This is a genomic window from Streptomyces sp. NBC_01431 (genome assembly GCF_036231355.1).
Taxonomy (GTDB): domain Bacteria; phylum Actinomycetota; class Actinomycetes; order Streptomycetales; family Streptomycetaceae; genus Streptomyces.
The window spans coordinates 4,998,787-5,023,169 of the sequence record NZ_CP109496.1 but is presented as its reverse complement, the minus strand read 5'-3'; the positions used below and the strand labels follow the sequence as shown (position 1 = coordinate 5,023,169).

At 67.5% G+C, this 24,383-nt stretch carries 15 protein-coding genes and 3 rRNA genes; 7 read left to right on the top strand and 11 right to left on the bottom strand.

The features are described 5' to 3' along the window. Positions 1 to 7 precede the first annotated feature (7 nt). Positions 8 to 2,830 (bottom strand): preprotein translocase subunit SecA, encoded by a 2,823-nt coding sequence (gene secA, locus OG522_RS23060; protein WP_329464897.1) that lies wholly within the window; start codon positions 2,828 to 2,830, stop codon positions 8 to 10. A gap of 198 nt (positions 2,831 to 3,028) precedes the next feature. Between secA and OG522_RS23055 the strand changes: the two genes are divergently transcribed. Continuing rightward, a complete protein-coding gene (locus OG522_RS23055; protein ID WP_329464896.1) occupies positions 3,029 to 3,601 on the top strand; it encodes a GNAT family N-acetyltransferase in 573 nt (190 codons plus the stop codon). A 70-nt stretch (positions 3,602 to 3,671) separates the two neighbouring features. Beyond that, positions 3,672 to 4,838 carry a winged helix-turn-helix domain-containing protein gene (locus OG522_RS23050; RefSeq protein WP_329464895.1) on the top strand — a complete coding sequence of 389 codons (1,167 nt, stop codon included), beginning with the start codon at positions 3,672 to 3,674 and terminating at the stop codon, positions 4,836 to 4,838. On the opposite strand, the gene OG522_RS23045 is transcribed toward OG522_RS23050, so the two are convergent. The 7 genes from OG522_RS23045 to mtnA form a co-directional block, all read right to left on the bottom strand. Then, positions 4,831 to 5,589, bottom strand: a complete 759-nt coding sequence (locus tag OG522_RS23045) for a response regulator transcription factor (RefSeq protein ID WP_329464894.1) — start codon at positions 5,587 to 5,589, stop codon at positions 4,831 to 4,833. The genes OG522_RS23050 and OG522_RS23045 overlap by 8 nt on opposite strands. 248 nt (positions 5,590 to 5,837) lie before the next feature. Next, on the bottom strand, positions 5,838 to 6,527 hold the full coding sequence (hpf, locus tag OG522_RS23040) for a ribosome hibernation-promoting factor, HPF/YfiA family (protein WP_366421783.1): 690 nt from the start codon (positions 6,525 to 6,527) through the stop codon (positions 5,838 to 5,840). A gap of 314 nt (positions 6,528 to 6,841) precedes the next feature. Then, positions 6,842 to 7,645 (bottom strand): ComF family protein, encoded by an 804-nt coding sequence (locus tag OG522_RS23035; RefSeq protein WP_329464892.1) that lies wholly within the window; start codon positions 7,643 to 7,645, stop codon positions 6,842 to 6,844. 56 nt (positions 7,646 to 7,701) lie between these two features. Further along, positions 7,702 to 9,627 carry an LpqB family beta-propeller domain-containing protein gene (locus tag OG522_RS23030; RefSeq protein WP_329464891.1) on the bottom strand — a complete coding sequence of 642 codons (1,926 nt, stop codon included), beginning with the start codon at positions 9,625 to 9,627 and terminating at the stop codon, positions 7,702 to 7,704. Beyond that, positions 9,617 to 11,602, bottom strand: a complete 1,986-nt coding sequence (gene mtrB, locus OG522_RS23025) for an MtrAB system histidine kinase MtrB (RefSeq protein ID WP_329464890.1) — start codon at positions 11,600 to 11,602, stop codon at positions 9,617 to 9,619. The genes OG522_RS23030 and mtrB overlap by 11 nt, the downstream gene beginning before the upstream one ends. A gap of 1 nt (position 11,603) precedes the next feature. Beyond that, positions 11,604 to 12,293 carry a two-component system response regulator MtrA gene (mtrA, locus tag OG522_RS23020; protein WP_189389435.1) on the bottom strand — a complete coding sequence of 230 codons (690 nt, stop codon included), beginning with the start codon at positions 12,291 to 12,293 and terminating at the stop codon, positions 11,604 to 11,606. Positions 12,294 to 12,297: 4 nt separating this feature from the next. After that, positions 12,298 to 13,446: an S-methyl-5-thioribose-1-phosphate isomerase gene (mtnA, locus tag OG522_RS23015; protein ID WP_329464889.1), complete on the bottom strand. Its 1,149-nt coding sequence runs from the start codon at positions 13,444 to 13,446 to the stop codon at positions 12,298 to 12,300. A gap of 163 nt (positions 13,447 to 13,609) precedes the next feature. On the opposite strand from mtnA, the gene OG522_RS23010 reads away from it, so the two are divergent. Genes OG522_RS23010 through OG522_RS22990 form a run of 5 tightly spaced genes read left to right on the top strand, consistent with a single transcriptional unit; the run spans position 13,610 to position 19,031 of the window. Next, positions 13,610 to 14,851: a hypothetical protein gene (locus OG522_RS23010; protein ID WP_329464888.1), complete on the top strand. Its 1,242-nt coding sequence runs from the start codon at positions 13,610 to 13,612 to the stop codon at positions 14,849 to 14,851. 4 nt (positions 14,852 to 14,855) lie between these two features. Further along, positions 14,856 to 15,551 (top strand): DUF4129 domain-containing protein, encoded by a 696-nt coding sequence (locus OG522_RS23005; RefSeq protein WP_443074736.1) that lies wholly within the window; start codon positions 14,856 to 14,858, stop codon positions 15,549 to 15,551. Further along, complete coding sequence (locus OG522_RS23000) at positions 15,548 to 16,732, top strand: DUF4350 domain-containing protein (protein WP_329464887.1); 1,185 nt, start codon at positions 15,548 to 15,550, stop codon at positions 16,730 to 16,732. The genes OG522_RS23005 and OG522_RS23000 overlap by 4 nt, the downstream gene beginning before the upstream one ends. Then, on the top strand, positions 16,729 to 17,712 hold the full coding sequence (locus OG522_RS22995) for an AAA family ATPase (protein WP_329464886.1): 984 nt from the start codon (positions 16,729 to 16,731) through the stop codon (positions 17,710 to 17,712). Before OG522_RS23000 ends, OG522_RS22995 begins: the two co-directional genes overlap by 4 nt. A gap of 8 nt (positions 17,713 to 17,720) precedes the next feature. Beyond that, positions 17,721 to 19,031 carry a DUF58 domain-containing protein gene (locus OG522_RS22990; protein WP_329464885.1) on the top strand — a complete coding sequence of 437 codons (1,311 nt, stop codon included), beginning with the start codon at positions 17,721 to 17,723 and terminating at the stop codon, positions 19,029 to 19,031. 113 nt (positions 19,032 to 19,144) lie between these two features. Here the strand turns inward: OG522_RS22990 and rrf are convergent. From rrf to OG522_RS22975, 3 genes are all read right to left on the bottom strand, one after another. After that, positions 19,145 to 19,261, bottom strand: a 5S ribosomal RNA gene (rrf, locus tag OG522_RS22985). An 88-nt stretch (positions 19,262 to 19,349) separates the two neighbouring features. Next, a 23S ribosomal RNA gene (locus OG522_RS22980) occupies positions 19,350 to 22,474 on the bottom strand. 300 nt (positions 22,475 to 22,774) lie between these two features. After that, positions 22,775 to 24,300, bottom strand: a 16S ribosomal RNA gene (locus OG522_RS22975). Together the 16S, 23S and 5S rRNA genes form the textbook arrangement of a ribosomal RNA operon. Between the last annotated feature and the right edge of the window lie 83 nt (positions 24,301 to 24,383).

The window sequence follows — 24,383 nt, the reverse complement described above, 5'->3', positions numbered from 1 at the left end:
CCGCCGGTTACTTCTTGCGGCGACGGCCGCCCGTGCTCTTCTGGGCCTTGCGGCGCTCGGCGCGCGTCATGCCGTCCGCCTCCGAGCGGGCCGGCTCGTCACCGTTGTCGAAGTCGCCCTCGACCACGCCGCCCTCGCCGTCCACCGTCGGCGCCGAGAAGTGCAGCCGGTCCGGGCGCTGCGGGGCGTCCAGGCCCTTCGCGCGGATCTCGGGACGCGCGGCCGGAATGGCGTCCTCCCTGTTGGGCGAGGTCGCCTCGGCGGGCGCGGAGTCCTCGACCGGGACCTCCTCGACCTGCTGCTCGACCTGGACCTCCAGGTTGAACAGGTAGCCGACCGACTCCTCCTTGATGCCCTCCATCATGGCGTTGAACATGTCGAAGCCCTCGCGCTGGTACTCGACCAGCGGGTCCTTCTGCGCCATGGCCCGCAGGCCGATGCCCTCCTGGAGGTAGTCCATCTCGTAGAGGTGCTCGCGCCACTTGCGGTCCAGGACCGAGAGCACGACGCGGCGCTCCAGCTCGCGCATGATGTCGGCGCCGAGCTGCTCCTCGCGCTCGGCGTACTGCGCGTAGATGTCGTCCTTGACGGACTCGGCGATGAACTCGGCCGTGATGCCCGCCCGGTCGCCCGCCGCCTCCTCCAGCTCCTCCACGGTGACCTTCACCGGGTAGAGCTGCTTGAAGGCGCCCCACAGCCGGTCCAGGTCCCACTCCTCGGCGAAGCCCTCGACGGTCTCCGCCTGGATGTAGGCGTCGATCGTGTCGTCCATGAAGTGCTTCACCTGCTCGTGCAGGTCCTCGCCCTCCAGGACACGGCGGCGCTCGCCGTAGATGACCTCGCGCTGGCGGTTGAGCACCTCGTCGTACTTCAGAACGTTCTTGCGCGTCTCGAAGTTCTGCTGCTCGACCTGCGACTGGGCCGACGCGATGGCGCGCGTCACCATCTTGTTCTCGATCGGCACGTCGTCCGGAACGTTGGCCATCGACATCACGCGCTCGACCATCTGGGCCTTGAACAGGCGCATCAGGTCGTCGCCGAGCGACAGGTAGAAGCGGGACTCGCCCGGGTCGCCCTGACGGCCGGAGCGACCGCGCAGCTGGTTGTCGATGCGCCGCGACTCGTGCCGCTCGGTGCCAAGGACGTACAGGCCGCCGAGCTCCTTGACCTCTTCGAACTCGGCCTTGACGGCCTGCTCGGCCTTCTCCAGGGCGGCGGGCAGCGCCGCGGCCCACTCCTCGACGTGCTCCACCGGGTCGAGGCCCGCCTGGCGCAGCTCCGCCTCGGCGAGGTCGTCGGGGTTGCCGCCGAGCTTGATGTCGGTGCCTCGTCCGGCCATGTTGGTGGCGACGGTGACGGCGCCCTTGCGGCCGGCCTGGGCGACGATGATCGCCTCACGGTCGTGCTGCTTGGCGTTGAGCACCTCGTGCTGGATGCCGCGCTTGGAGAGCTGCTGCGAGAGGTACTCGGACTTCTCGACCGAGGTGGTGCCGACCAGGATCGGCTGGCCCTTCTCGTGCTTTTCGGCGATGTCGTCCACGACCGCGTCGAACTTGGCGACCTCGGTGCGGTAGATCAGGTCCGACTGGTCCTTGCGGACCATGGGCCTGTTCGTCGGGATCGGCACGACGCCCAGCTTGTAGATCTGGTGGAACTCGGCGGCCTCGGTCATCGCCGTACCGGTCATGCCGGAGAGCTTGGAGTAGAGGCGGAAGAAGTTCTGCAGGGTGATCGTGGCGAGCGTCTGGTTCTCGTCCTTGATGTCCACCCCTTCCTTCGCCTCGATCGCCTGGTGCATGCCCTCGTTGTAGCGGCGGCCGGCGAGGATACGGCCGGTGTGCTCGTCGACGATCATGACTTCGCCGTCGATGACGACGTAGTCCTTGTCGTTCTTGAACAGTTCCTTGGCCTTGATGGCGTTGTTCAGGTAACCGACGAGCGGGGTGTTCACCGACTCGTAGAGGTTGTCGATGCCCAGCCAGTCCTCGACCTTGGCGACGCCCGACTCGTGGATGGCGACGGTGCGCTTCTTCTCGTCGACCTCGTAGTCGCCGGTCTCCTCGATGCCCTTGAGCGGGTTGCCCGCCTCGCCCTTGGTGAGGCGCGTCACCAGCTTGGCGAAGTCGCCGTACCACTTGGTGGCCTGGTCGGCCGGGCCGGAGATGATCAGCGGCGTACGGGCCTCGTCGACCAGGATCGAGTCGACCTCGTCGACGATCGCGAAGTTGTGGCCGCGCTGGACGAGCTCGTCCTGGGACCACGCCATGTTGTCGCGGAGGTAGTCGAAGCCGAACTCGTTGTTCGTGCCGTACGTGATGTCGCAGTTGTACATGGCGCGACGCTCGGCGGGCGACATGTTGGCAAGGATGCAACCGACCTCGAGACCGAGGAACTTGTGCACCCGGCCCATCATTTCGGAGTCGCGCTCGGCCAGGTAGTCGTTCACCGTGATCAGGTGCACGCCCTTGCCGGACAGCGCGTTGAGGTACGCCGGCAGCGTACCGACGAGGGTCTTGCCCTCACCGGTCTTCATCTCGGCGACATAGCCGAGGTGCAGCGCGGCGCCGCCCATCATCTGGACGTCGTAGTGACGCTGGCCAAGGACGCGCTTGGCCGCCTCGCGCACGGTCGCGAAGGCTTCGGGGAGCAGGTCGTCCAGGCTCTCGCCGTCCGCGTACCGCTCCTTGTATTCGTCGGTGAGGGCACGCAGCTCGGCGTCGGAGAGGTTGACGAAGTCCTCTTCGATGGAGTTGACCTGGTCCGCGATGCGGTGCAGCTTGCGCAGGATCTTGCCTTCGCCTGCACGCATGATCTTTGAGAGGACGGACACGGGGGTTGGTCTCCTTGCCGGTCGGGCCTGGCGCGGTCGAGTGGCTATGGGATGTGGGTACAGCAACGGTCATCGTATGCGAGGACCCGGCCGCGCCGGGAGGTCTGCCGTTACGACAACGGACAGGACCCGCCGAAGGTGCCGGGCGGGCGGCGAAATGAGTTGGCTCCCCGGGCCGCCCGCGCGCAGAATCGGCCGATGGAGCCCGTCACTCTCACCACCGAACGTCTGCTGCTGCGCCCCGTCGGCCCCGAGCACGCGGACGCCACCTACGCGGCTTGTCAGGATCCCGACATCCAGCGCTGGACCACGGTCCCCTCCCCGTACCTGCGCGAGCACGCGGAGAGCTTCACCTCGAACTTCGGCCCGGACGGCTGGCGCAACGACACCGACTACACCTTCGCGGTACTTACCGCGGACGACACGGCCCTGGTCGCCGTGATCAGCGTGACGCGGCGCGGTCCGGGCCTCGCGGAGCTGGGCTTCTGGGCGGTCAAGGAGCACCGCGGCAACGGCTACATGACGGAGGCGGCGTCCGCGGCCGCCCGCTGGGCCTTCGAGCACGCCGCCGTCGACCGACTGGAGTGGCGGGCCGTGGTCGGCAACGAGGCCTCCCGCGCGGTGGCCCTGAGGGCCGGTTTCACCATGGAGGGCACGCTGCGCTCGGCGGCCCTGCACCGGGGCACCCGCCTGGACAGCTGGCTCGGCGCCCTGCTCCCCTCGGACATGGGCCTGCCGGGCGTACTCCCCCACCTGCCCGCGCAGAGCTGACCCTCACTTCCGCACCGGCGGATCCGATCGTCACCCCGCATTGTCAGTGGCGGCCACTATCGTGCGGAACATGACGAGCCTGCCGCCTCCCGCCGCCGAACTCTCCGCCGACGAGGCCCGCCGGATAGCCCTGCGGGCCCAGGGGTTCCTCGGTGCGCCCGACCGCCGGGGCGGGGTGCGCGGGGTCCTGCGCCACCTGGGCGCGGTCCAGCTCGACACCATCTCCGTGCTCGCCCGCTCGCACGAACTGATCCCGTACGCCCGCCTCGGCGCCGTAGGCCGCAAGGCGGTCGAGGAGGCGTACTGGAGCGACGGCCACTCCTTCGAGTACTGGTCGCACGCGGCCTGCGTCCTGCCCGTGGAGGAGTGGCCGCACTTCGCCTTCCGCCGCCGCGCCTACCGATGCCGGCCGCACTGGCACCACGACCTGCCGGACGGCGCCTACGAGCAGGTGATCAAGCAGCTGCGCGCCGAGGGCCCGCTCACCGCGACGGACCTGGGCGGCGCCAAGAACAAGGGCGAGTGGTGGGACTGGTCGGCGTCGAAGGTCGCCGTCGAGCGGGCGCTGATGTACGGCGAGGTGGTGTGCACCGAGCGGCGCGGCTGGAAGCGGGTGTACGACCTGGCCGAGCGGGCCATTCCGGACGCGCTGCTGCACGACGGACTGGACGACGCGGAGTGCCTGCGCCGCCTGGTACGGCTGGCCGGGCAGTCGCTGGGGGTGGGCACCCGCGCGGACATCGCGGACTACCACCGCATCAAGGGCGAGCAGTTCGACGCGGTGGTCGCCGATTCGGGTCTGGTCCCGGTGACCGTGCAGGGGTGGGACAAGCCCGCCTGGGCCGATCCGCAGGCGCTGGCCACCGTGCCGCGCGGCCGCCACCGCACCACGCTGCTCTCGCCGTTCGACTCGCTGGTCTGGGAACGCGCCCGCACCGAGCGCGTCTTCGGCTTCACCCACCGCCTTGAGGCCTACGTCCCCAAGCCCAAGCGGATCCACGGGTACTTCGCGATGCCGCTGCTCTCGGGCGGCCGGCTGATCGGCCGGGTCGACCCGGCGCGCGAGGGTCGCACCCTGGTGGCCAAGCAGGTCTCCCTGGCATCGGCGAAGGCCGTACGACCCATGGCCCAGGCCCTGTTGGAGGCCGCCACGTGGGTGGGCTGCGACTCCGTACGGATCGAACGGGCCGGGACGCCGCAGGAGGCGGCGGCGCTGACGTCGGCGCTGGCTACCTGATCTCGAGGATCTTCTCGCGCATCGCGTAGACCACCGCCTCCATCCTGGAGTGCAGCTGCAGCTTCTCCAGGATGTTGCGCACGTGGTTCTTGACGGTGTTCTCGGAGATGAACAACTCCTTCGCGATGTCGCGGTTGTTCATCCCGGTGGCCACTAGTTTGAGGACCTCCAGCTCACGGTCGGTGAGCCGGGGCGCGGGCACCAGGCGCCGCTCGTCGGTGCGCTGGATCATCGACTTGAACTCGGTCAGCAGCTTGGAAGCCATCGAGGGGCTGATCTGCGACTGCCCGTCGGCCACCGCGCGAATGGCGGTGGCCACCTCGTCGGTGGAGATCTCCTTGAGGAGATAACCCGTTGCCCCCGCCTTGATCGCGTCGTAGAGGTCGGCCTCCTCGTCGCTGATCGTCAACATGATGATCTTCGCGCTGGGGGCCACCTCCTTGATGGAGGTGCAGGCCTCGATGCCGCCGCGCCGGGGCATCCGTACGTCCATCAGCACGATGTCCGGTAGCAGGTCGGCCGCCTTGTCCACGGCCTCGGCCCCGTCCCCGGCCTCGCCGACGACCTGGATGTCCTCCTCGGCCGCCAGCACGATCTCAAGGCCCCGGCGGAAGAGGGCGTGGTCGTCCACCACCAGGACCCGGATCGGCTCCTTGCGGGACGCCCCCACGTCCATGCCGCCACCGCTCTCCCGGTCGTTCGGGCTGTCGGCGTATGAACCGTCGTGCACCGGCCCGAAGCTGTCCGCCATCGTTCCTCCCCCTGAAGGCCGTGGCCCGAGTTGGTGTCGCGGCACCAACCACGCTCCAGGGAGCTGCGGTTGGCGTGCGACGCCATGATTTCATGCCCGGCCGACAGAAAGGTGATCCAGTGGTCGCACCGTGATGCCCCTGGGGGCGCACAAGGGCTCCAGGGGCACCTTCAGCCGGTGGTACGGGCGCGGTCCGCGAACGTTCAGCGCGCCGGCCGACGGATTGTCCGTGGTCCTTCCCGGCCGCCTCAGCCGCCGAGGGCACCGCCCGCACCGCTCGCGTCCTCACCTGCGAGCGGGTCGGACTCCAGGTGGATGACGCCGTAGTCGTAGGCGTGCCGCCGGTAGACGACACTGGGGTGCTTGGTCTCCGAGTCGACGAACAGGTAGAAGTCGTGCCCGACCAGCTCCATCTCGTAGAGCGCCTGGTCGAGCGTCATCGGGGCTGCGACGTGGGTCTTCTCGCGAACCACCAGCGGTCCTTCGCCTTGTACTTCGAGCGAGCCGATCCTGGTGGTGGGGATGCCCTCTTCCTTCGAACCGCCCATAGGCTCGCCGCTTCCGTTCAACTGCGCCACACCCGGCACGACATCGATGACCTCTGCGGCCGAGAGCCGGCCGTTGCCCCGGCGGGTGTAGCGCTTGTCGTGCTGCTTGCGCAGCCGCGCCTCCAGCTTGCCGGTCGCCAGGTCGAGCGCCGCGTACGGATCTGCTGCCGCCGCCTCCGCGCGGATCACGGGTCCCCGCGAGTGAAGCGTGATCTCCACCCGGTCCGAACGGTCCGCCTGCCGCGGGTTGTGTTCCTTGGACACCTCGACGTCGAGGCTGATTACCTTGCCGTCGAGCTTCTGGATCTTGTCCAGCTTCAGCTTCTCGGCCACGTGCTTGCGGAACCGCTCGGGCACCTCGGTCTTGCGGCCCTTGACGACGATGTCCACGCAGAACTCCGTTCCCGGATCGCTCCGCATCAGTGCGGAGCTGCTCCCTTTTGCACCAGACCCCGGTGAGTGCCGGGGCGTCGGACTCGGTGACGTATCACCTCCTCCTCCCCCGTCGAGAAGATCCCCACCCCACAAAGTCGGGGGTAAGTGACAACGCGCCGAAGCTCAGCCGTGCATCAAGTGAACGGGCTTTCGCCATTCCTCACAACCGAACATAGCTCGCCCGGCCAGGTGTCGGCACCCGCTACTCGCACGTACCTCCACTCAGGCGTTTTTACCCTCTCACTACCTGCAACGATGCAACTTCTCAGTCAGTTCCGATTTATTCCGAAGGATTCCGGAGTGGCCGCGACGACCGCGGCCGACGGGCCCGGACTGGCTCCGTCCCGCAATACGGCGCCTACCCCTGCCCGGTGCGGCGATGCCCCAGTAGGGGGAAATCCCGGAATCCCTTGCCCCGGGCATCCATCCGTGGGCATCGCCGCGCAACGGATCGCCCGCGCCGCCTCCACCAGTGACGCCCCCGTCGTCATCAGATCGTCCACCAGCACCACACGGCCGCCCGCCAGAAGCCTCGCGCCAGCACCTGCTACCACCAGAGCCCCGGACAGATTCGCGAGCCGCTGCGGGGCGCTCAGCCCCGCCTGGTCGGCCATCGCGCGGCGCTGCCGCAGGACCGCGACCACCCGGGCGTCCGTGCCCGTGCGCCGCAGCTCACAGGCGGCGGCCAACGCCATCCGGCGCGCCGCGTCATGCCCGCGGGCCCGTACCGCGCGCCGCGAGGAAGGAACCGGCACCAGCAGCAACGGCCCCTGGCGACCAGGCGCCGCGGCAGCCCGCACCGCGCCCGCCAGCGCCTGCCCGAGCACCCCGGCAAGGCCCAGGGCGCCCCGCTCCTTGTGCCCGAGCAGCACCGCCCGCACGGCATCCTGGTACGGCGCCGCCGCGTACACCGCGGGCAGCCCGGCAGGCTCCGGCGCCGGCCGCACCCGGCGCGCGGGCGCACCGAGCAGCGCCACCCGGCACCGCTCGCACAGCGCCGTACGCGGCCTGCCGCAGCCGCCGCACGCGGTCGGCAGCACAAGGCCGGAGAACTCCTGCCACCACCCCCGCATGCCTCCACTGTCCCAAGGTGCGCGAACCCCGGCCACTCCTGTGGACAACCGCCCGGCTACCCCGGATAGGCGGGCGCAGAGCCCTTCTTGACGGCCGTCCGCCAGTTCGCGCCGGGCGGCAGCCGGACGATGCCGTCCTCCTGCGAATGCGCCACCAGCGGCATGCGGTCGTCGTCCGTGGCCGCGACGTCCGTGACCTTGTTGACGCTCGGCAACGTGCCGGACGCCGAGGTCGAACCGTCCGTCTGCACATAGCGCAGTTGCTGGGACACCCCGCCGAACTCCTTGCCGACCACGACGAGGCGGCTGCGCCCCGCCCAGGACACGGCGGTCACGTCCTCCATCTGCGGCGCCCCGGCCCGCAGTTCGACCACCGACACCACGCTCTTGTCGCCGTCGCCGGTCCGCTCGACCCGCCCGATCCGCCCGATCCGCAACGTCGTACGGCCCCCCTCGGACACGAGCAGCGCGACCCGCACGCCGTCCGCCGACATCCGCACCTGCTCGATACGGCCGCCGCCCAGACCCGCGACGTCAACCGTCTGGGGCTCCCCGGCGCCCTGCGCCAGGCGCAGCAGCCGCGACTTGGCCGGGTTCCGGTCGGCCACCCACAGGTCGCCGCGGCCGTCCCAGCTGGGCGCCGAGAGACCGCCGTCCTTCGCGTCCTTGTCGTCGCTGGTCACCGGCGTCCGCGCCAGTTCGGCGCCGGCCGCGAGCGGGGCCACGAACAGGGACTTTCCGTCCGCCGACACCCCGGCTGCCCGCTTCTCGTCCCGCGAGACGGCGACTGTACGCATCTGCTGCTCGCCCTTGCCGAAGGGGCCCGGCACCTGCTCGGTCACCACCGGGGTGTCCGACCCGTCGGTGGCGCTGGGCGAGTCGGTGGAGCCACTGGAGCCGTCCGAGCCGACGGCGTCGGCCCGCATGCGCGCCACATGACCGCCGGCGTCCACGAAGTACTGGCCGGGACGTGTCGACATGCGGTCGGGCGCGTAGGTGTCCGCCTGGTCGCCGCTGAGCACACAGAGCTGGGACCCGTTGGCCCGGTCCAGCTCCACCTGACTGACCCGAGTGGTCGTCAGATCCCGCAGCGTGAAAAGGAGTTGGGCCGCCATCCGCTTGCACTGCGCCTCATCGGCGTTCGAGGCCCGCTCGTTCAGCGGAACCTTCAGCGCGTTGCGATCGTCCAGGGCAAGCGATTCGGTGTCGCTCTTCAGTTCCGTACCGGAGGGAAACTTCGAAGTGACCACCGGTTTCAGCCAGTTGGTCGGCCCGTCCAGGACCGACTGCACCGTCTGGGTGACCAGGTTCATCTGCGTCTCGGGGTCATTGCGCTGGCGCAGGTACACCGGATCGGCGACGAGCCGGTCCTGGCCCGCAGCGAAGTAGTACGTGTTGACGGAGCGGTAGATGCGCTGGAAGTCGGACTGTCCGAGCAACAGCCCCTCCGGCAGCGCGTCGATTCGCCACTCCTTGCCCGTCCCGTCCTGGCCGCTCTGCCGCACCAGGTGGATCGTCTGGTTGTACGTGTCCTGCGGCTTGGCCGGCTGGTAGGCGTGCTGCTTGTCGACGACGGCGACCGGTTTGCCGGACACCGTGAAGGTGAAGCCGGCCGAGTCCGCACCCCGGTCGCTGGACCGGTTGGGCTGCGGGTCGGGGCCGTTGGCGAGGACGGTGACCTGGCTCGGCTCCCATTCCCGCGCGGCTTTGGCGGTCAAATACTGCCGGGCCATCGCGAACTGCGGATCGTCGCTGGTCATCGCCTCCAGGAAGCCCGAGACGATCTCGTTAGGATCGGCGCCCGGCCGCGGCGGCACAGCGTACACCTGCACCTGCGAATCGGCCCGTTGGGACGCCGAGACGCCGTGCACATCACCGCTGCTCGGCATGGACGCGCAGCCCGACACCAGCACCGCCCCGCTCCCCAGCACGACCGCCGCCCGCAGCAGCTTGCCGAGGCCCCTCCCGCGCTCAGCGCCCACGGGCCGATCCTTCCTGGTCAGACACTTCGGCCAGCTGTTCCGGGCGCTCTACGGCGGGCCGTGCGGCCGTTTCCCCGTCGCCGAGCCGGGCCACCACGCGGGCCCCGCCCCCGCCGGGCAGCCCCGCTGGGCTCGCCGCCGGGCCCGAGGTGCGCGGACGCACCGGGGCGGTGGGCGGCACGGGCAGCGTGGAGCGGTCCAGTCGCGGCGTCGGCACGGTGGAGAGCCGGTTGCCCTGGGCCTGCTCGGGCCCCGCCTCTGCCCTGGCGCGCTCGCGGGCGGCCCGCGAGTCCTCCGGCTCCAGCGGTATCGGCGAGCCGCGCAGCGGCTCGTCCACGGTGCGCGGCAGGGTCAGCCGGAACTGTGAGCCCCCGCCCGGCTCGCCCCAGGCCTGCAGCCAGCCGGCGTGCAGCCGCGCGTCCTCGACGGCGATGGACAGGCCGAGGCCGGTACCACCGGTGGTGCGGGCGCGCGCCGGATCGGCCCGCCAGAACCGGTTGAACACCCGGGTCGCCTCGCCGGGTTTGAGCCCCACCCCGTAGTCGCGCACGGCGACCGCCACGGCGCCGCCCGCCGCCGCGAGCCGCACCACCACGTCCTTGCCGTCGCCGTGCTCGACGGCGTTGACGACCAGGTTGCGCAGCACCCGCTCCACACGCCGGGCATCGGCCTCGGCGACCACCGGCTGCTCGTCGCCGACCACCCGTATCCGGGTGCCCTTGCGCTCGGCCAGCGGCTCGGCGCCCTCGATCACCCGGCGCACGACTTCCCGCAGGTCTATCGGCTCGGCTTCCAGGGCTGCCGCACCGGCGTCGAAGCGGCTGATTTCCAGCAGGTCGGCGAGCAGTGACTCGAAACGGTCGAGCTGCCCGGCGAGGAGCTCGGCCGAGCGCGCCGTCACCGGATCGAAGTCGACCCGCGCCTCATGGATGACATCCGCTGCCATCCGTACGGTCGTCAGCGGAGTGCGCAGCTCGTGGGAGACGTCGGAGACGAACCGCCGCTGCATGCGCGACAGCTCCTCCAACTGGTTGATCTTGACCTGGAGGTTCTGCGCCATCTTGTTGAAGGCCTCGCCGAGCCGGGCGATGTCGTCCTCTCCGGTGACCTTCATGCGTTCTCTGAGCACACCGGTCGAGAGCCGTTCGGCGACTCCGGCCGCCATCCGGACAGGGGTCACCACCTGCCGCACCACAAGCCAGGCGATCGCCCCGAGCAGCACCACGACGAAGAGCCCGGCGGTCGCCAGCGTCGTCTTGACGAGGGTGAGCGACTTCTCCTCCTGCACCAGCGGGAAGAGGTAGTAGAGCTGGTAGGACTGCCCGTCGACGTCCTTGAGACGGGTGCCCACCACGAGACCGGGCTCGGCGTCCTGGCCGTCGGTGAACTTGATCGAGGTGTACGTCTTGAACGCGCCGGTCCCCTCGTCGACGCTGTCCCGCAGGCTCTGCGGAACGCTCGCACGGGGGTCCACATAGCCGGAGGCGCGCGGGCCCCGGTTGCTGGACGCGGAGTCCGAGTCGGACGAGGCCGAGCCCAGTGCGACGACGTAGAACGCGCCCTGGCCGCTGCTCGCCAGCTGGGTCACCAGGTCGTTGCGCCAGCTCACCGAGGAGCCGGAGCCCCGGCCGCCCCCGGTGGAGTCGTCGCCGGCCGAGACGGGCGTGCCGGCCTTGTCCTTCGCCACCGCGAAGCCGCCCGCGGACTGGCTCTCGGCCGCCTTCTCCTTGGTTTCGAGCAGGCCGTTGCGTACCGACCCGATGACCACGAAGCCGAGCAGCACGACCACACCCAGCGACATCAGCAGCGTGGCCGCGACCACCCGCAGCTGGATGTTGCGCCGCCACAGCCGCACGGCGGGCAGCAGCGGCCGCCGCACCCAGCGCGCGACGAGGCGCAGCACCGGACCGCCGGGCGCTCCGTCCTGGAGCAACCGGCCGCCCCAGGACGTCTTGCGCCCAGCTTCTTGGGTCATCTCAGCTCGGTCCTGCCTTGTATCCGACCCCGCGTACGGTCACCACGATCTCCGGCCGCTCGGGGTCCTTCTCCACCTTCGAACGAAGCCGCTGGACGTGCACGTTCACCAGGCGGGTGTCCGCCGCGTGCCGGTAGCCCCAGACCTGTTCGAGGAGTACCTCACGAGTGAACACCTGCCACGGCTTGCGGGCCAGCGCGACCAGCAGATCGAACTCCAGCGGGGTCAGGGCGATCGACTGCCCGTCCCGCTTCACCGAGTGCCCGGCGACGTCGATCACCAGATCGCCTATCGCGAGCTGCTCGGGCGCCGGCTCCTCCGACCTGCGAAGCCGGGCCCGGATCCGGGCGACCAGCTCCTTCGGCTTGAACGGCTTCACGATGTAGTCATCGGCCCCGGACTCCAGGCCGACCACCACGTCCACGGTGTCGCTCTTCGCGGTGAGCATGACGATCGGCACACCCGACTCGGCCCTGATCAGCCTGCAGACCTCGATGCCGTCCCGTCCGGGCAGCATGAGATCGAGCAGCACCAGGTCGGGCTTGGCGTCACGGAATGCCGCCAGTGCCTTGTCGCCATCCGCTACGAACGACGGCTCAAAACCTTCTCCACGCAACACAATGCCGAGCATCTCGGCCAGTGCGGTGTCGTCGTCGACGACAAGGACGCGTCCCTTCATAAACGTCATCATCCCATTAGCTAATCGTTACCTGGCGTGACCTGGCCCACAGCTCCCTCAGCCCGCCGCCTGTCACCGGGGACAGCACACCTTCCTCCGTGACGATCGCCGTGACCAGTTCGGGCGGTGTCACATCGAAGGCGGGGTTGTACGCCTGCGTCCCCAGGGGGGCCACCGCGAGGCCGGAACCGGCCCCCCAGCGGGCCCCCGGAACCTGCGGCGGAGTGAACTCCGTCACCTCTTGGCCGGGCCGCTGCTCGACCTCGATCGACGCACCGTCGGGAGTGTCCAGATCCACCGTGGTGACCGGCGCGACCACGACGAACGGCACGTGGTGGTACTTGGCGAGCACCGCCAGCGGATAGCTACCCACCTTGTTCGCCACGGAGCCGTCGGCGGCGATCCGGTCGGCGCCGACGAGTACGGCGTCCACCTCACCGGCCGCGAACAGCGACCCGGCCGCGTTGTCGCTGAGCAGGCTGTACGCCATCCCGCTGCTCGCCGCTTCGTACGCGGTCAGCCGCGCCCCCTGCAGCAGCGGCCGTGTCTCGCCCACCCACAGCCTCCGCAGGTTGCCCGCCCGGTGAGCGGCCAGCGCCACCGCGAAGGCGGTGCCCTCACCACCGGAGACCAGTCTGCCGGTGTTGCAGTGTGTGAGGATGCGGTGGCTGCCGCCCGGCAGCAGTTCGTCCAGGAGCGCGAGGCCGTGCCTGGCCATCCGCGCGCTGCCCTCGGCGTCGGCCCGGTGCAGTTCCTTGGCGGCGGCCAGCGCCGCACCCCCGGCCTCCACCGGCCCCGAGCCCTTCTCGACCGCCGCGCGGTACGCCCCGGTCGCCAGCCGCACCCCGTAGCCGAGGTTGACCGCGGTGGGCCGGGCTCCCGCGAGAAGTGCCGCCGCCTCGTCCACGTCGTACCCGCGTGCCGCGGCCAGCGCCACCCCGTACGCCCCGGCGATGCCGAGCAGCGGGGCGCCCCGTACGGCCAGCGTCTGGATGGCGCCCACCAGTCCCGGCACATCCGTGCAGACGAGCTCCACCTCCTCGGCGGGCAGCCGGGTCTGGTCGAGGAGGACCAGAACGGGCCCCTCCGGCGGCTCGTCCCAGCGCAGCGAAGGCAGTCCCGTGGGGCCGGGCTCCATCGTGGTTCGTGCGTCCTGATCAGCCATCCGCCCAGTCTGCCCCGTGAGCCACCGACAATTGAAGGTCCCAACGAGATACCGGGGCCGGTCCGCGGTCCCGGTCCCCATGGCACGATGGCACGATGGCAGCCAACCCGAAGGAACCGGCGCGCGCAGCCGGTACCGCGACCAATCCACGAGGTGGACCACCGTGAACGACTCTCCGGGCTGGGCCTCGCCCGGATCGGCCCCCTCCGACGGCGACGACTCCGGCGCACCCGCGCAGCCCGAGCCCTCCGACCGGGCCCGTGCCGCCTCGAAGTGGTCGCAGGAGCAGCCTCCGGCCGGCCAGTGGTCCTCGCCGGGCGCCGGCCCGACGCCGCCCCCGCCGACACCCGGCTGGGGTCCCCAGCCGGGCCACGGCGGCTGGGGCCAGGGCCCGGGACAGCCCCCGGGCACCAACTGGAACCAGAACTACGGCCGCCCGCCTGCCGCCAAGCCGGGCGTCATCCCGCTGCGACCGCTGAGCGTGGGCGAGATCCTGGACGGCGCGGTCTCCACCGCACGCGCCCACTGGCGGACGGTCCTCGGTCTGAGTCTGACCGTCGCGGTCATCTCTCAGCTCGCGCAGATCCTCGCCCGGCGCTTCATTCTGCCCACCCCGGCCTCGGTCGACCCGAACGCCACCGGCAGCCAAGCGCTCCACCAGGCCGTCGACGCCATGCAGTCCAGCCTGCTCGATCTGACTCCGCCTCTGATCATCGGCCAGCTCGCGACACTGTTCACGACAGCCGTGCTCACGATCGTGGTCAGCCGTTCCGTCCTCGGTCGCCCGGTGAGCCTGGGCGACGCCTGGACCGAGGCCCGCCCGCGTCTGCTGAGTCTTCTCGGCCTGCTCAGCCTCCTGCTCGTCATGTTCGCCGCGATCATGGCCGTCGGCGTCCTTCCCGGGGTGCTGCTCGGCGGAAACGGTGGCGCGGCACTCGCTGTGCTCGGCGGTCTCGCAGCGTCCGTGGTCACGCTGTGGCTGTACGTCCGCTTCAGCCTCGCTTCGCCGGCCCTGATGCTGGAACGGCAGAGCATCGTCCAGTCCCTGCGCCGCTCCACCAAACTCGTCAACGGCTCCTGGTGGCGCATCTTCGGCATCACACTGCTGACGTCGATCCTGGTGACCATCGTCTCGATGATCGTCGTGCTCCCGTTCTCGGCCATCGCGATGGCCGTGGACAGCAGCACCTTCAGTGACATCGTCAACGGGTCCGGCACCGAGTTCGGCTGGTCCTACCTGATCATCTCGGGCATCGGGGCCGTGATCGCCTCGGCCATCACCTACCCCATCGCCGCCGGCGTGAGTGTCCTGCTCTACATAGACCAGCGCATCCGCCGCGAGGCCCTCGACCTCGAACTCGCCCGTGCGGCAGGCGTCCCCGGCTACGAGACGCCCGGGAGCTGATGCAGTGTCAGAAGCGGGGGGCTTCAGCTTCATCACGGCACGACTGCTGAACGGCGCATCCGGCACACCGCCGGTGGACATTCCTCGCGACCCGGCCCGCGAGGCCGCCCGGCGCGAACTGACCGACCCCGCGTACCACCAGAACGACCCGAGCCTGCTCCAGCGGGCGCTCGACAAGTTCTGGGACTGGGTCGGTTCGCTCTTCGACTCGGCATCCGGCGCGACCCCCGGCGGCCCGCTCGGCCTGGTCGTGATCGTCCTCGTCGTCCTCGCTCTGATCGCCGCCCTCTGGTGGCGGCTCGGCACCCCGCGGCGGACCGCCGCCTCGGGCGGAACCCTGTTCGGGGACCGTCCGCGCAGCGCCGCCGAACACCGGGCCGCGGCCGAGACCCACGCCGACGCCGGCCGCTGGAACGAGGCCGTCCAGGAGCGGATGCGCGCCATCGTCCGCTCGCTGGAGGAACGCGCCCTGCTGGATCCCCGCCCCGGCCGCACCGCCGACGAGGCAGCCGCCGAAGCCGGCCGCCCCCTGCCCCGCCAGGCGGACCGGCTCCGCGCTGCGGCCCGCACCTTCGACGACGTCACATACGGCGGGCGCACCGCCGACGAAGTGGCGTATCTGGGGTTGCGCGACCTCGACCGGGAACTCGAACACACCAAGCCCGCCTTCAGCGACGCGGCCCGCAGGGCCGCCGGATGACCGCCGCCAGGACCTCCGCCACGTCCATCTCGGCCACGCCGCGCCACCTGTGGACCCGTACCCGCGGCCTGCTCCTTGCCTTCGGCCTCCTGATCACGGCCGGTGTCGCACTCGCCGCCATGCACTCCAACTCCCAGCACGGCAGCCTCGACCCGCGCTCCCCGGACCAGAACGGCAGCCGCGCCGTTGCCCAACTCCTCAAGAGCCAGGGGGTCTCCACGCGCGTGGCCACCACGCTCGATGAGGCCACGACGGACGCCGGCCCCGACACCACCATCCTGGTCACGCTCCCCGACCTCCTGACGGAGAAACAGCAGCACCAACTGCGCACTGCCACCGCCGAGTCGGACGGTCGTACGGTCCTCATCGCGCCCGGCCCGCCGTCCCTCGACGTCCTCGCCCCCGGGGTACGCGCTGAGCCGTCCGTCTCCGTGAAGCCGCGCGACCCCGCCTGCGCCCAGCCCGCCGCGACCCGCGCCGGCCGCGCCGACACCGGCGGCGTCCGCTACTCCACCGACGGCCACACCGCCGAGGGCTGCTACCTGGCCGACGGCCTGCCCACACTGCTCCGCACCACGGCCCGAGGCCAGGGCGACACCGTTCTGCTCGGTGGCCCCGACATCCTCTTCAACCACCGCCTCAACGAGGAGGGCAACGCCTCCCTCGCACTCCAACTGCTCGGTACTCGTCCTCATCTCGTCTGGTACCTCCCCTCGCTGGGTGATGTGTCAGCCACCGACGGCGGCCAACGCTCCTTCTTCGCCCTGATCCCGCCCGGATGGCGCTGGGCCACCCTCCAACTCGCCCTGGCCGCCGTGCTCGCCGCCATCTGGCGCGCCCGCCGACTCGGCCCTCTCGTCACCGAGCAACTCCCCGTCGTCATTCGCGCGTCCGAGGCCACCGAAGGCCGTGCCCGCCTCTACGGCAAGGCAAAGGCACGCGACCGTGCCGCCGAAGCACTCCGCTCGGCTACCCGCGCCCGGCTGGCCCCTCTTCTCGGCATGCCCGCCTCGGCGGCGCAATCCGCCGAACTACTCGTCCCCGCTGTCTCGGCCCGGCTCCCCGACGCCGGACATGACCCCCACTCCTTGCTGTTCGGCCCGACACCGGCCGACGACGCCGCACTTGTCCGCCTCGCGGACGAACTGGACGCCCTCGAAAGAGAGGTACGCACTTCATGAGCGACCGCACCCCGGAGACCGCAGCGAACCCGGAGAGCGCCCGCGCTTCCCTGGAAGCTCTGCGCGCCGAGATCGCCAAGGCCGTGGTCGGCCAGGACTCCGCCGTCACCGGCCTCGTCGTCGCCCTCCTCTGCCGCGGTCACGTACTGCTCGAAGGAGTGCCGGGCGTCGCCAAGACCCTCCTGGTGCGGGCACTGGCGGCCTCCCTCGAACTCGACACCAAGCGCGTCCAGTTCACCCCCGATCTGATGCCGAGCGACGTCACGGGCTCGCTCATCTACGACGCCCGCACCGCCGAGTTCTCCTTCCAACCCGGTCCTGTCTTCACCAACCTGCTGCTCGCAGACGAGATCAACCGCACCCCGCCCAAGACCCAGTCCTCCCTCCTCGAAGCCATGGAGGAACGTCAGGTCACGGTCGACGGCACCCCCCGCCTCCTGCCCGATCCGTTCCTGGTGGCCGCGACCCAGAACCCTGTCGAATACGAGGGCACGTATCCACTGCCCGAGGCCCAACTGGACCGATTTCTGCTGAAGTTGACCGTCCCTCTGCCCTCACGCCAGGACGAGATAGACGTGCTGGCTCGCCACGCGGACGGGTTCAACCCTCGTGACCTGAAGGCCGCAGGCGTACGCCCCGTGGCCGGCCCCGCCGATCTCGAAGCCGCCCGCGCCGCCGTCGCCAAGACCTCGGTCTCCGCCGAGATCACCGGCTATGTCGTCGATATCTGTCGTGCCACGCGTGAGTCCCCCTCGCTCAGCCTCGGGGTCTCCCCGCGAGGCGCCACCGCCCTGCTGTCCACGGCTCGGGCCTGGGCCTGGCTCACCGGCCGGGATTACGTCATTCCTGACGATGTGAAAGCCCTGGCACTCCCCACACTTCGCCACCGCATCCAACTGCGTCCCGAAGCCGAGATGGAGGGCGTCACCGCCGACTCCGTCATCACTTCGGTCCTCGCCCACGTCCCTGTGCCCCGCTGAGGCGACCCATGGCCCTCACCGGACGCTCCGCACTCCTGGCCGCCCTCGGCTCCATCCCGCTCGGCGTCTTCGCCCCGAGCTGGGCCGGCATGCTGGCAGTCAATGCTCCCCTTGCCCTCGCAATTCTGTGCGACTACGCATGCGCCGCGCCAGTGCGGAAGCTTCAGTTCACTCGAAGCGGTGACACGTCAGTTCGACTCGGGGGCGCCGTAGAGGTCGTCCTCACCGTCACCAACCCGTCGAACCGCCGCCTCCGTGCCCAGCTCAGGGACGCCTGGCCGCCCAGCAGTTGGCCCTCCGGAGCCGAACAGACAGCATCGCGGCACCGGTTGACGATCCCGGCGGGCGAACGACGTCGCCTATCCACAGCTCTGCGGCCGACCCGCCGCGGCGACCGCAGAGCAGACCGCATCACGATCCGCTCGTACGGTCCCCTCGGCCTGGCCGCCAGGCAAGGCAGCCACCAAGCCCCCTGGACCGTCCGGGTTCTCCCGCCCTTCACGAGCCGCAGGCACCTGCCGTCCCGGCTGGCCCGACTCCGTGAACTCGACGGCCGAACCAGCGTGTTGACCCGCGGCGAAGGCACGGAATTCGACAGCCTCCGCGCCTATGTCCCCGGCGATGACACCCGCTCGATCGACTGGCGGGCCACCGCCCGGCAGGGAATCGTCGCCGTACGAACCTGGCGCCCGGAGCGCGACCGCCACATCCTGGTCGTCCTCGACACGGGTCGGACCTCGGCCGGCCGCGTCGGTGACGTTCCCCGGCTGGACGCGTCCATGGACGCTGCCCTGCTGCTCGCCGCCCTGGCTTCACGAGCGGGCGACCGGGTCGACCTCCTCGCGTACGACCGCCGGGTACGCGCCCAGGTCCAGGGCCGCGCAGCGGGTGAACTCCTGCCCGCACTCGTCAACGCCATGGCCCCGCTCGAACCCGCACTGGTGGAGACGGACACACGAGGCCTCAGCGCAGCCGCCCTGAAACACGCGCCCCGCCGTTCTCTGATCGTCCTGCTGACCACTCTTGACGCAGCGCCGGTCGAGGAGGGGCTACTCCCGATACTTCCCCAGCTCACCAGACGGCACACGGTGTTGGTCGCCTCGGTGGCTGATCCCCATATCCAACAGATGTCAGCCGGGCGCGGCACAGTCGAAGCGGTCTATGACGCCGCTGCGGCTGGCAAGACCCAGGAACAGCGTCTGCGTACCGCCGAAATGCTGAGGCGCCAGGGCGCCACAGTGGTCGACGCCATCCCGGACGAACTAGCCCCGGCCCTGGCAGATACCTACCTGGAACTGAAGGCCGGAGGTCGGCTGTAGGAAGGGGGTTGAATTGAAGGCTCCGCCTTCTTCCAACGAACCCCCTGTAAACGCAGAAAAGCCCCGCACCGTGATCCCGAAGGAATCATGATGCGGGGCTTTCCCCAAAAATTGTTCGGCGGCGTCCTACTCTCCCACAGGGTCCCCCCTGCAGTACCATCGGCGCTGAAAGGCTTAGCTTCCGGGTTCGGAATGTAACCGGGCGTTTCCCTAACGCTATGACCACCGAAACACTATGAAGTTGAACACCGGAACCCCAAGCAGGGGCTCTGACAGCTGTTCATTGCTTCAGAACAAACACAGTGGACGCGAGCAACTGAGGACAAGCCCTCGGCCTATTAGTACCAGTCAGCTCCACCCCTTACGAGGCTTCCACATCTGGCCTATCAACCCAGTCGTCTACTGGGAGCCTTACCCTCTCAAGGAGGTGGGAACACTCATCTCGAAGCAGGCTTCCCGCTTAGATGCTTTCAGCGGTTATCCTTTCCGAACGTAGCCAACCAGCCATGCCCTTGGCAGGACAACTGGCACACCAGAGGTTCGTCCGTCCCGGTCCTCTCGTACTAGGGACAGCCCTTCTCAATGTTCCTGCGCGCGCAGCGGATAGGGACCGAACTGTCTCACGACGTTCTAAACCCAGCTCGCGTACCGCTTTAATGGGCGAACAGCCCAACCCTTGGGACCGACTCCAGCCCCAGGATGCGACGAGCCGACATCGAGGTGCCAAACCATCCCGTCGATATGGACTCTTGGGGAAGATCAGCCTGTTATCCCCGGGGTACCTTTTATCCGTTGAGCGACGGCGCTTCCACAAGCCACCGCCGGATCACTAGTCCCGACTTTCGTCCCTGCTCGACCCGTCGGTCTCACAGTCAAGCTCCCTTGTGCACTTACACTCAACACCTGATTGCCAACCAGGCTGAGGGAACCTTTGGGCGCCTCCGTTACTCTTTAGGAGGCAACCGCCCCAGTTAAACTACCCATCAGACACTGTCCCTGATCCGGATCACGGACCGAGGTTAGACATCCAGCACGACCAGAGTGGTATTTCAACGACGACTCCACAACCACTGGCGTGGCCGCTTCAAAGTCTCCCACCTATCCTACACAAGCCGAACCGAACACCAATATCAAACTGTAGTAAAGGTCCCGGGGTCTTTCCGTCCTGCTGCGCGAAACGAGCATCTTTACTCGTAGTGCAATTTCACCGGGCCTATGGTTGAGACAGTCGAGAAGTCGTTACGCCATTCGTGCAGGTCGGAACTTACCCGACAAGGAATTTCGCTACCTTAGGATGGTTATAGTTACCACCGCCGTTTACTGGCGCTTAAGTTCTCAGCTTCGCAACCCCGAAAGATCACTAACCGGTCCCCTTAACGTTCCAGCACCGGGCAGGCGTCAGTCCGTATACATCGCCTTACGGCTTCGCACGGACCTGTGTTTTTAGTAAACAGTCGCTTCTCGCTGGTCTCTGCGGCCACCCCCAGCTCACCGAGTAAATCGGATCACCAGTGATGGCCCCCCTTCTCCCGAAGTTACGGGGGCATTTTGCCGAGTTCCTTAACCATAGTTCACCCGAACGCCTCGGTATTCTCTACCTGACCACCTGAGTCGGTTTAGGGTACGGGCCGCCATGAAACTCGCTAGAGGCTTTTCTCGACAGCATAGGATCATCCACTTCACCACAATCGGCTCGGCATCAGGTCTCAGACTATGTGTTGTCCGGATTTGCCTAGACAACGTCCTACACCCTTACCCCGGGACAACCACCGCCCGGGCTGGACTACCTTCCTGCGTCACCCCATCGCTTACCTACTACAGATCCGGGTCACCGGCTCCACCACTCCCCTCAACTCCGAAGAGATCAGGGCGGCTTCACGGGCTTAGCATCGTCTGATTCGATATTGGGCGTTTCAAAGCGGGTACCGGAATATCAACCGGTTGTCCATCGACTACGCCTGTCGGCCTCGCCTTAGGTCCCGACTTACCCTGGGCAGATCAGCTTGACCCAGGAACCCTTAGTCAATCGGCGCACACGTTTCTCACGTGTGTATCGCTACTCATGCCTGCATTCTCACTCGTGAACCGTCCACCACTAGCTTCCGCTGCAGCTTCACCCGGCACACGACGCTCCCCTACCCATCCCAGCCCCCGTTAGAGGTATGTGCTGGAATGACACGACTTCGGCGGTACGCTTGAGCCCCGCTACATTGTCGGCGCGGAATCACTTGACCAGTGAGCTATTACGCACTCTTTCAAGGGTGGCTGCTTCTAAGCCAACCTCCTGGTTGTCTCTGCGACTCCACATCCTTTCCCACTTAGCGTACGCTTAGGGGCCTTAGTCGATGCTCTGGGCTGTTTCCCTCTCGACCATGGAGCTTATCCCCCACAGTCTCACTGCCGCGCTCTCACTTACCGGCATTCGGAGTTTGGCTAAGGTCAGTAACCCGGTAGGGCCCATCGCCTATCCAGTGCTCTACCTCCGGCAAGAAACACACGACGCTGCACCTAAATGCATTTCGGGGAGAACCAGCTATCACGGAGTTTGATTGGCCTTTCACCCCTAACCACAGGTCATCCCCCAGGTTTTCAACCCTGGTGGGTTCGGTCCTCCACGACCTCTTACAGCCGCTTCAACCTGCCCATGGCTAGATCACTCCGCTTCGGGTCTAGAGCGTGCAACTCAAACGCCCTATTCGGACTCGCTTTCGCTACGGCTTCCCCACACGGGTTAACCTCGCTACACACCGCTAACTCGCAGGCTCATTCTTCAAAAGGCACGCAGTCACGACTGTATGTGCAAGCACATACAGCGACGCTCCCACGGCTTGTAGGCACACGGTTTCAGGTACTATTTCACTCCGCTCCCGCGGTACTTTTCACCATTCCCTCACGGTACTATCCGCTATCGGTCACCAGGGAATATTTAGGCTTAGCGGGTGGTCCCGCCAGATTCACACGGGATTTCTCGGGCCCCGTGCTACTTGGGTGTCTCTCAAACGAGCCGTTGATGTTTCAGCTACGGGGGTCTTACCCTCTACGCCGGACCTTTCGCATGTCCTTCGCCTACACCAACGGTTTCTGACTCGCCTCACAGCCGGCAGACTGTGAAAGAGAGATCCCACAACCCCGCATGCGCAACCCCTGCCGGGTATCACACGCATACGGTTTGGCCTCATCCGGTTTCGCTCGCCACTACTCCCGGAATCACGGTTGTTTTCTCTTCCTGAGGGTACTGAGATGTTTCACTTCCCCTCGTTCCCTCCACATACCCTATGTGTTCAGGTATGGGTGACAGCCCATGACGACTGCCGGGTTTCCCCATTCGGAAACCCCCGGATCAAAGCCTGGTTGACGGCTCCCCGGGGACTATCGTGGCCTCCCACGTCCTTCATCGGTTCCTGGTGCCAAGGCATCCACCGTGCGCCCTTAAAAACTTGGCCACAGATGCTCGCGTCCACTGTGCAGTTCTCAAACAACGACCAGCCACCCATCACCCCCACCATGCAGTGGAGTTCACTGGGGCCGGCGACCGAAGACCAACAGGCAAAGCCCGTGCCTTCAGATACCCAACAGCGTGCCCGGCCCGGTCCTCCTGGTTCACGTTCCACGCCGAAGCAGTACTAGTGACCCTCAAGAACCGTGCCGAATAGTCAACGTTCCACCCATGAGCGAGCCACCGCCGGACGTTTGCCGACGAAATGGCCTCTGACCAGGCGAACCTGGTAAGAAATGCTCCTTAGAAAGGAGGTGATCCAGCCGCACCTTCCGGTACGGCTACCTTGTTACGACTTCGTCCCAATCGCCAGTCCCACCTTCGACAGCTCCCTCCCACAAGGGGTTGGGCCACCGGCTTCGGGTGTTACCGACTTTCGTGACGTGACGGGCGGTGTGTACAAGGCCCGGGAACGTATTCACCGCAGCAATGCTGATCTGCGATTACTAGCAACTCCGACTTCATGGGGTCGAGTTGCAGACCCCAATCCGAACTGAGACCGGCTTTTTGAGATTCGCTCCGCCTCACGGCATCGCAGCTCTTTGTACCGGCCATTGTAGCACGTGTGCAGCCCAAGACATAAGGGGCATGATGACTTGACGTCGTCCCCACCTTCCTCCGAGTTGACCCCGGCAGTCTCCTGTGAGTCCCCATCACCCCGAAGGGCATGCTGGCAACACAGAACAAGGGTTGCGCTCGTTGCGGGACTTAACCCAACATCTCACGACACGAGCTGACGACAGCCATGCACCACCTGTATACCGACCACAAGGGGGCGACTATCTCTAGCCGTTTCCGGTATATGTCAAGCCTTGGTAAGGTTCTTCGCGTTGCGTCGAATTAAGCCACATGCTCCGCTGCTTGTGCGGGCCCCCGTCAATTCCTTTGAGTTTTAGCCTTGCGGCCGTACTCCCCAGGCGGGGAACTTAATGCGTTAGCTGCGGCACCGACGACGTGGAATGTCGCCAACACCTAGTTCCCAACGTTTACGGCGTGGACTACCAGGGTATCTAATCCTGTTCGCTCCCCACGCTTTCGCTCCTCAGCGTCAGTAATGGCCCAGAGATCCGCCTTCGCCACCGGTGTTCCTCCTGATATCTGCGCATTTCACCGCTACACCAGGAATTCCGATCTCCCCTACCACACTCTAGCTAGCCCGTATCGAATGCAGACCCGGGGTTAAGCCCCGGGCTTTCACATCCGACGTGACAAGCCGCCTACGAGCTCTTTACGCCCAATAATTCCGGACAACGCTTGCGCCCTACGTATTACCGCGGCTGCTGGCACGTAGTTAGCCGGCGCTTCTTCTGCAGGTACCGTCACTTTCGCTTCTTCCCTGCTGAAAGAGGTTTACAACCCGAAGGCCGTCATCCCTCACGCGGCGTCGCTGCATCAGGCTTTCGCCCATTGTGCAATATTCCCCACTGCTGCCTCCCGTAGGAGTCTGGGCCGTGTCTCAGTCCCAGTGTGGCCGGTCGCCCTCTCAGGCCGGCTACCCGTCGTCGCCTTGGTAGGCCATCACCCCACCAACAAGCTGATAGGCCGCGGGCTCATCCTTCACCGCCGGAGCTTTTAACCCCCCAAGATGCCCTGAGGAGTGTTATCCGGTATTAGACCCCGTTTCCAGGGCTTGTCCCAGAGTGAAGGGCAGATTGCCCACGTGTTACTCACCCGTTCGCCACTAATCCACCCCGAAGGGCTTCATCGTTCGACTTGCATGTGTTAAGCACGCCGCCAGCGTTCGTCCTGAGCCAGGATCAAACTCTCCATGAATGTTTACCCGATATCGGGTGCACACATCACGTAAGAGCGGGACGACCATGCCGGAATAAGGCCGGTCGTCCACAGCGTCCTCG

Bases quoted from the DNA above. Each gene is read 5' to 3' on its own strand.
- mtrA (WP_189389435.1), bottom strand. From the start codon at position 12,293: ATGATGACGTTTATGAAGGGACGCGTCCTTGTCGTCGACGACGACACC.
- OG522_RS22995 (WP_329464886.1), top strand. From the start codon at position 16,729: ATGAGCGACCGCACCCCGGAGACCGCAGCGAACCCGGAGAGCGCCCGC.
- mtnA (WP_329464889.1), bottom strand. From the start codon at position 13,446: ATGGCTGATCAGGACGCACGAACCACGATGGAGCCCGGCCCCACGGGA.
- OG522_RS23000 (WP_329464887.1), top strand. From the start codon at position 15,548: ATGACCGCCGCCAGGACCTCCGCCACGTCCATCTCGGCCACGCCGCGC.
- OG522_RS23035 (WP_329464892.1), bottom strand. From the start codon at position 7,645: ATGCGGGGGTGGTGGCAGGAGTTCTCCGGCCTTGTGCTGCCGACCGCG.
- mtrB (WP_329464890.1), bottom strand. From the start codon at position 11,602: ATGACCCAAGAAGCTGGGCGCAAGACGTCCTGGGGCGGCCGGTTGCTC.
- OG522_RS22990 (WP_329464885.1), top strand. From the start codon at position 17,721: ATGGCCCTCACCGGACGCTCCGCACTCCTGGCCGCCCTCGGCTCCATC.
- OG522_RS23055 (WP_329464896.1), top strand. From the start codon at position 3,029: ATGGAGCCCGTCACTCTCACCACCGAACGTCTGCTGCTGCGCCCCGTC.
- OG522_RS23050 (WP_329464895.1), top strand. From the start codon at position 3,672: ATGACGAGCCTGCCGCCTCCCGCCGCCGAACTCTCCGCCGACGAGGCC.
- OG522_RS23045 (WP_329464894.1), bottom strand. From the start codon at position 5,589: ATGGCGGACAGCTTCGGGCCGGTGCACGACGGTTCATACGCCGACAGC.